Here is a 7132-nt window from a genome sequence, read left to right as displayed (position 1 = left end):
CGTCGCGCGGCCCGGCGACCTCGTGCCCACGCTCGCAGCGCAGCTCGACACGGACCTCGCCGCCGCAGTCGCGGTGGGCGACGGCGAGCGGGGAACCCTCCGGATCCGCGAGGTAGCGGTCACCCCATTCGAGCACCGCGACCAGGACCGGCCAGAGGTCGAGGCCCTTGCCGGTCAGCCGGTACTCGTGCCGGACCCGGCTGCCCGGCTCCCGGTACGGCTCGCGGCGCAGCACCCCCTGCTCGACGAGGGTGGCCAGCCGGTTGGTGAGCACCTGCCGGGGGATGCCGGTACGGACCCGCATGTCGTCGAAGCGGCGTACGCCGTTGAAGACCTCGCGCAGCACCACCATGGTCCACCTCTCGCCGAGGACCTCCATCGCGCGGGCGATGGTGCAGTTCTCGATCGACCAGTCCAGTGCCGGGGGTCTCATACCCGCCAGGCTAGGTCTGATTGACAGACTCAGCAACGCGGTGCAGGCTGAGTCCATGACGCAGACGCAGGACCCGGCGCGCAGCCGTACGTTCTCCTGGTCCGATCCGGGCATCAACGCGGCCCACCTCGGGCGACGCAGCGGCCTGGAGCTGCTGCGGGCGATGATCGCCGGCGAGCTGGCCGCACCGCCGATCATGCACCTGGTGGACATCGCCCGGATGGAGGCCGACGAGGGACGCGTCGCGGTCGAGCTGATGCCGCAGGAGTTCCACTACAACCCGCTCGGCACCGTCCACGGTGGGGTCATCTCCACGCTGCTGGACACCGCCGCGGCCTGCGCGGTGCACACCACGCTGCCGGTCGGCGTCGGCTACACCTCGCTGGACCTGAACGTGAAGTTCCTCCGCCCGGTCACCGTGAACTCGGGCATCCTGCGCTGCGAGGGCACCGTGCTCCAGCGCGGTCGCCGCACCGCCCTGGCGGAGGCCCGCCTGACCGACACGAGGGACCGCCTGGTAGCCCACGCCACCTCGAGCTGCCTCCTCTTCCCCCTGGACTCCCCCGCCTGACCCCCACGTCCCCGCCCGCGCCCTCCTCCCCTCGGCGGCGATCTTGCGGTCGCGCCCGGGGTACCCCGGTCAGCTTCGGGTGGCCAGGCGGGCGGCGCGGGCGTCGCGCTTCTCCTCGAAGCGCGCGGCGTGGCGCTCCAGGGCGTCGAGGTGCTCGGCGATCTCGTCCCGGGCGGCCTCGCCGTCGGCGTCGAGCCCGGTCACGCTGAACACGTCCCACTGTCGCAGCACCGGGACGACCACCTCGTCGCGGTGCTGCCGCAGGTCGTAGATGCCGGCCAGGGCGATCGCCACGGACTTGCGGGCGAAACCGTCGATGCCGGTGCCGGGCATCTGGAAGTCGGCGAGCACGTCGGCCACCGCGCGCATCGCCTGGCCGGGCGCCAGCTCGAACGCCGCACCAAGCAGGTTGCGGTAGAAGACCATGTGCAGGTTCTCGTCGGCCGCGACCCGCGCCAGCAGCGCCTCGCAGGCCGGATCGCCGGTCACCCGCCCGGTGTTGCGGTGCGAGATCCGGGTGGCCAGCTCCTGGAACGAGACGTACGCCAGGGAGTGCAGCACCTCGTCGCCGTGGACGTTGTGGTAGCCGGCCGACATGTGCGTCATCCGGGCCCGTTCCAGGGCGACCGGGTCCACCGCGCGGGTGACGGTCAGGTAGTCGCGGATGGCGGTGCCGTGCCGCCCCTCCTCGGCGGTCCACCGGTGCACCCAGGTCCCCCAGGCGCCGTCCCGGCCGAAGAGCGTCGCGATCTCGTGGTGGTACGAGGGCAGGTTGTCCTCCGTGAGGAGGTTGACGATCAGGGCGGTGCGGGCCACCTCGGGGACCGTGCTGTCCTCCGGGGACCACGCCTGCCCGCCGAGCGGCCCGTCGAAGGTGCGTCCCTCGCTCCACGGCACGTACTCGTGCGGGAACCACTCCTTCGCCAGCGACAGGTGCCGGTCGAGGTTCTTCTCCACGACCGGCTCCAGCTCGGTCAGCAGGGCGGTCTGGCTCAGTGTGGTCACGACGATCTCCCTACGGTGGCGTAACTTACGCCACCGTAGGTCCGATCGGCCGTACGCGCCAGTAATGTCTCAGCTGACCAGAGGCTTCAGGTCCACCGCGGGCGGCATCCAGGTTCCGGCCGCCGCGGCCACCTGCTCGCCGGAGCGGATGTCCTTCACCTGGTCGCCCTCGGCAGCGGGGAACCAGACGTACGGGATCCCGCGCCGCTCGGCGTACCGGATCTGCTTGCCGAACTTGGCGGCGCTCGGCGACACCTCGGTCGGGATGCCCCGGGACCGCAGGGCCTCGGCGACGGCGTTGCTGGCCGCCCGCTCCTCCTCGTTGGTGACCGCGACCAGGACACAGGTCGGCACGTCCCGGGACACCGACAGCGCACCGGCGCCGAAGAGCAGCCCGAGCAGCCGGGTGACCCCGATCGAGATGCCCACACCCGGGAAGCGGACGTTGCCGGAGCTGGCCAGGTTGTCGTACCGGCCGCCGGAACACACCGAGCCGAACCGCTCGTACCCTTCGAGCTGCGTCTCGTACACGGTGCCCGTGTAGTAGTCGAGGCCGCGGGCGATGCGCAGGTCGGCCACGCAGAGCCCCGGGGAGTGCGCCGCGGCGGTGTCGACCACCCGGACCAGCTCCTCGACGCCCTCGTCGAGCATCGGGTCGGTCACGCCGAGGGCCCGGACCGCGTCGGCGAAGGAGGCGTCCGGCGCGGAGATCTCGGCCAGGGCCAGGCACGCCTTCGCCTGCGCCTCGCTCGCCCCGGCCGTCTCGGCCAGCAGCTCGGCGACCTTCGCCGGGCCGACCCGGTCCAGCCGGTCCACCGCGCGCAGCGCCGCCGCCGGGTCGGTCAGGCCGATCCCCCGGTAGAAGCCCTCGCAGATCTTGCGGTTGTTGACCTGGATCGTCACCGGCGGGACCGGCAGCGAGCGCAGGGCGTCGCCGATCACCAGCGGCATCTCCGCCTCGTAGTGCGCCGGCAGGGTGTCCCGGTCGACGATGTCGATGTCGGCCTGGACGAACTCCCGGTAGCGGCCCTCCTGCGGCCGCTCACCCCGCCACACCTTCTGGATCTGGTAGCGGCGGAACGGGAACTGGAGCTTGCCGGCGTTCTCCAGCACGTACCGGGCGAACGGCACGGTCAGGTCGAAGTGCAGGCCGAGCGCGTCGTCACCGGCCGGGCCGTCCTCGTCGGCCTGCAACCGGCGGATCAGGTAGACCTCCTTGGAGGTCTCCCCCTTGCGCAGCAGCTGGTCCAGCGGCTCCACCGCGCGGGTCTCCAGCGGCGCGAAGCCGTACAGCTCGAAGGTGGCGCGGATCCGGTCGAGGACGTACTGCTCGATCATCCGCTGGGCGGGCGTCCACTCCGGGAAGCCGGAGATGGGCGTGGGCTTGCTCATGATGCTCCTTCGGCACCCGCGCGGGCGGCGCGCGGGGAGGTCGTGGTGCGGCCGGTCCTACAGGCCGCGGGTGGGTGCCGCCGGTCGCGCGCCGCGGTCCGCCGCCACCTCGCGGAGGTACGGGTTGGTCGCGCGCTCGCGGCCGATGGTGGTCGCGGGGCCGTGGCCGGGCAGGACGACGGTGTCGTCGGCGAGCGGGAGGATCTTGTCCCGCAGGCTGGTCATCATCGTCGGGAGGCTGCCGCCCGGCAGGTCGGTGCGCCCGATGGAGCCGGCGAACAGGACGTCACCGGAGAGGCAGAGCTGGTCCGCCTCCCACGACGAGCCCGTGGCCGGCAGCCGGAACAGCACCGACCCGCCGGTATGGCCGGGGGCGTGGTCGACGGTGATCTCCAAGCCGGCGAGGCTCAGGGTGGCGCCGTCGGCCAGCTCCGCCACGTCCTCCGGCTCGGTGTAGGGCAGCCGGCCGCCGAACAGCGCGGTGAGATCGGCGGACAGCCCCTTGGTCGGGTCGGCGAGCATCTCCCGGTCTCCCGGGTGCACGTACGCGGTGATGCCACGGGCGCCGCAGACCGGGGCGACCGAGAAGGTGTGGTCGAGGTGGCCGTGCGTCAGCAGCACGGCGGCGGGGTTCAACCGGTGCTCGGCCAGGAGCGCGTCGAGCCGGTCGAGCACCCCGATGCCGGGGTCGACCACCACGCACTGCTCCCCCGGCGCAGCGGCGACCACGTAGCAGTTGGTGCCGAAGGCGTCCGCGGGAAAGCCGGCCACGAGCACGTCCGCTCCCCTTCCGTCGAGATGTCCGGTCCCGATCCGAGCCTATCGGGCGGCACGAACGGATTCGTCGGGCCCGCCGCACCCGGTGGCCGGAGCCGACAGTGACACGTTCCGATAGCCGCAGCCCCGACCTCGTACACCACATCCACAGGCCGTGGCCGTACACTCTGGCGGGCGTGTGGCGTGGCGCACCTGCCACCGGCGCGGGCGCGCGGCGCCCGACCGCCACGGACCAGGGTAAAGGAAGGGGAGCACGGGTGGCTTCCAGCAGGGACCGGCAGCGCAAACTCGCGCGGGCCAAGCTCGACCGGCAGCTCGTCCGGCGAGCGGCCGCGACCAGGCGCCGGCGGCAGATCCAGGCCGGGGTCGGCACGGCCGTCGTCCTGGCGCTCGTCGTGGCCGGTTCGGCGTGGGCGCTGGGCGCCTTCGACTCCGATCCGAAGGAGAACACCGCCGCCGAGGACGTCTGCCTCTGGACCCCGCAGGACGCCACGGCGAACACCAACCTCCGCGACGTCGGCACGCCGGCCACCAAGAGCCTGCCCACCGAGGGCACCCGGACGATGACCGTCGTCACCAACCAGGGCGCCCCGGTCACCGCCGAGCTGGACCTGGCGTCCGCGCCCTGCGCGGCGGCCAGCATCACGCATCTGGCCAGCAAGTCGTTCTACGACAACACCAAGTGCCACGAGATCACCACCGAGGGCGCCGTCCGCTGCGGCGACCCCAGCGGCACCGGTCTCGGCGGCCCGACCTACTCGCTCTACGACGAGAACGTGCCCGACCCGGCACCGTCGGCGAGCCCGGCGCCCGGCGCGCCCGCGACCTACCCGAAGGGCACGGTCGCCATGGTCTCCACGCCGCCGGGCGTCACCGGCAGCCAGTTCCTGATCTTCTTCAAGGACTTCACCACCGCCGACCCGAAGTACTCGATCATCGGACGGGTCACCGGCGGTCTGGCCACGGTCGAGAAGATCGGCGCCCTGCCGACCGTGGACAATGGGGCTGGAGCCAAGGTCAAGCCCAAGGACGACGACGTGGTCGTGCAGAGCCTGACCGTCACCGAGCCGGCCCCCGCCGAGGTGACTCCGACCCCGGCCCCGTCGGCGTCGGGCACCCCGGCGGCCAGCCCGAGCGCCGGCTGACCGGCCACCCACCGTGAGCGGCACCGACCGCGTCCGAAAGCCCAGGAGGATCCAGGCGTGACGTCCACCAGAGAGCGTCAGCGCGCGGCGGCCCGCGCCCGGCTCGAGAAGGAGATGGCCGAGCGGGCCGCCCGTGCCCAGCGGCGGCGGCGGACCCAGGCGGTCGTCGGGGCCGGTGCGGTCCTGCTGCTCGTGGTCGCCGGAACGGTCTGGCTGGTGTCCGCCCTCGGCGACGACGATCAGACCGACACCACGGCGACACCGCAGGGCGCCGCCCAGTGCGCGTTCACCGAGATCCCGGCCGACCAGCGGACCCCGCAGATCAAGGACGTCGGGCTGCCGGCGAACCAGCAGCCGAACACCGGCACCCAGACGCTGACGCTCGAGACCAACCTCGGGCCGATCACCGCCAAGGTCGACCGGTCCAAGGTGCCCTGCACCGCGGCCAGCTTCAACCACCTGGCGGAGAAGAACTTCTTCGACAACAGCAAGTGCCACCGGCTCGTCACCGAGGGCATCAAGGTGCTCCAGTGCGGTGACCCGAGCGCGACCGGCAAGGGCTGGCGGGAGACCGACGGCACCGGCGGCCCGAGCTACCGGCTCAGCGAGGAGAACCTCCCCACCGACCAGCGTCCCCCGTACCCGGAGGGCGTGATCGCGATGGCCAACTCGGGCCAGCCGGGCAGCACCGGCAGCCAGTTCTTCATCGTCTACGGGGACTCGCCGCTCGACCCCAACTACACCGTCCTCGGCACGATCACCGGCGGCATGGACATCGTGAAGCAGGTCGCGGCGGCCGGTGACGACAAGGCGTTCGCCCAGCAGGCCGGTGGTGGTCACCCGAAGAAGGAGATCACCATCAACAAGCTCACCATGAGCGCCCCGCAGGGCTGACCCCCGCCGTACGCGACAGCGCCCGCCGGCATCCGCCGGCGGGCGCTTCGTCGTGTGGTGGCCGGCGCGTCAGCACGCCAGGTCGCGCCGCTGGTACCGCACCACCCCCACCACGCCGAGGAGCAGGGCCAGCACGGCCATGACCACGGTGGCCGCGACGTTCGGGGCGTCGTCCGGGACGGCGGCGAGGTGGCGGAACGGTGACAAGCCGGCGGCCCACCCTGGCGCGCCGACGCTGTCCGCGACGACCTGCCAGAGGAAGCCGCCGGCGCCGGGCAGGACCCCCACCGCCAGCACCGCACGAGGCCTCCACCCGAGGGCCAGGACTGCCGCGCCCAGGCAGAGCAGCACGATCGGAGCGACGTTCGCGGTGCCGGCGAGGGCGGCGGCCAGCGGGAGGTCTGCGCCGACGGTGGCGGCACCGGACCAGGTGGCCACCCCGGCGACCGTGAGGAGCACCGCGACGCCCGCGAGCGTGGCGAGGACCTCCGCGCCGAGTAACCGGCCCCGGGTGACCGGCTGGGCGTGCAGCGCGGTGAGCCGGCGATCGGTCTCCGCCGCCGCGAACGCCGCCATGCGCACCGCGGCAAAGGCACCGACCGGGACGGCGAGCAGCGCGAACAACGCCGCCGCGTAGCCCCGGACGCTGCCGAGACCCCCGAAGCCGGCATCGGCGGCGAGCGTGGCGAAGCGGGGGTTGTCGGTCAGGAAGGCGGTCATCTCGGCGGCGAGCACGCCGATCAGCAGGAAGTACGCGGCGATCCCGGCCGCCCAGCCGGCGAGGGGGCGCAGCAGCCGTCGTACCGCGAAGGCGTCGACCGAGCCGAGCAGCCACCGCCGGGGCCGCCGCCCGGCGGACGCCGGCAGCAGTCCGCCGCGCACGTCCCGCCGGCCGGCCAGGACCAGCGCGGCGAC

Annotated in this window: 8 protein-coding genes; 3 read left to right on the top strand and 5 right to left on the bottom strand. The window is 73.1% G+C overall.

Annotated elements, in window-relative coordinates; translation table 11 throughout:
• The coding region (locus tag AB0I76_RS18825) for a helix-turn-helix domain-containing protein (RefSeq protein WP_357036798.1) at positions 1-433 on the bottom strand (433 nt) is incomplete at its 3' end.
• 55 nt (positions 434-488) lie between these two features.
• On the opposite strand from AB0I76_RS18825, the gene AB0I76_RS18820 reads away from it, so the two are divergent.
• Positions 489-1004: a PaaI family thioesterase gene (locus tag AB0I76_RS18820; RefSeq protein WP_357036795.1), complete on the top strand. Its 516-nt coding sequence runs from the start codon at positions 489-491 to the stop codon at positions 1002-1004.
• A gap of 69 nt (positions 1005-1073) precedes the next feature.
• Here the strand turns inward: AB0I76_RS18820 and AB0I76_RS18815 are convergent, their stop codons facing one another.
• From AB0I76_RS18815 to AB0I76_RS18805, 3 genes are all read right to left on the bottom strand, one after another.
• Positions 1074-2009 (bottom strand): acyl-ACP desaturase, encoded by a 936-nt coding sequence (locus tag AB0I76_RS18815; RefSeq protein ID WP_357036792.1) that lies wholly within the window; start codon positions 2007-2009, stop codon positions 1074-1076.
• Positions 2010-2078: 69 nt separating this feature from the next.
• Entirely contained in the window at positions 2079-3401 is a 1323-nt protein-coding gene (gene hisS, locus AB0I76_RS18810) for a histidine--tRNA ligase (protein ID WP_357036789.1), read from the bottom strand.
• Positions 3402-3458: 57 nt separating this feature from the next.
• Positions 3459-4178, bottom strand: a complete 720-nt coding sequence (locus AB0I76_RS18805; RefSeq protein WP_357036786.1) for an MBL fold metallo-hydrolase — start codon at positions 4176-4178, stop codon at positions 3459-3461.
• Between the two features lie 257 nt (positions 4179-4435).
• Here AB0I76_RS18805 and AB0I76_RS18800 point away from each other — a divergent pair, with 257 nt between their 5' ends.
• Together AB0I76_RS18800 and AB0I76_RS18795 are read left to right on the top strand one after the other, a co-directional pair.
• The gene (locus AB0I76_RS18800) at positions 4436-5323 is read left to right on the top strand and encodes a peptidylprolyl isomerase (RefSeq protein WP_357036783.1); all 888 of its coding nucleotides are present in this window, start codon (positions 4436-4438) and stop codon (positions 5321-5323) included.
• Positions 5324-5380: 57 nt separating this feature from the next.
• The gene (locus AB0I76_RS18795) at positions 5381-6217 is read left to right on the top strand and encodes a peptidylprolyl isomerase (protein WP_357036780.1); all 837 of its coding nucleotides are present in this window, start codon (positions 5381-5383) and stop codon (positions 6215-6217) included.
• Between the two features lie 69 nt (positions 6218-6286).
• On the opposite strand, the gene AB0I76_RS18790 is transcribed toward AB0I76_RS18795, so the two are convergent.
• Positions 6287-7132: hypothetical protein (locus AB0I76_RS18790; protein WP_357036777.1), on the bottom strand; the 846-nt coding region annotated here is incomplete at its 5' end.

Origin of the sequence: Micromonospora sp. NPDC049799 (genome assembly GCF_040656655.1) — a bacterium.
In the GTDB taxonomy this organism is placed as follows: Bacteria; Actinomycetota; Actinomycetes; order Mycobacteriales; family Micromonosporaceae; genus Micromonospora.
Note: the sequence above shows the minus strand (reverse complement) of the source record. Positions and strands in the feature narration are given on the sequence as shown.

Excerpts from the sequence above, each read along its gene's own strand:
- AB0I76_RS18820 (WP_357036795.1), top strand. The coding sequence starts at position 489 with ATGACGCAGACGCAGGACCCGGCGCGCAGCCGTACGTTCTCCTGGTCC.
- hisS (WP_357036789.1), bottom strand. The coding sequence starts at position 3,401 with ATGAGCAAGCCCACGCCCATCTCCGGCTTCCCGGAGTGGACGCCCGCC.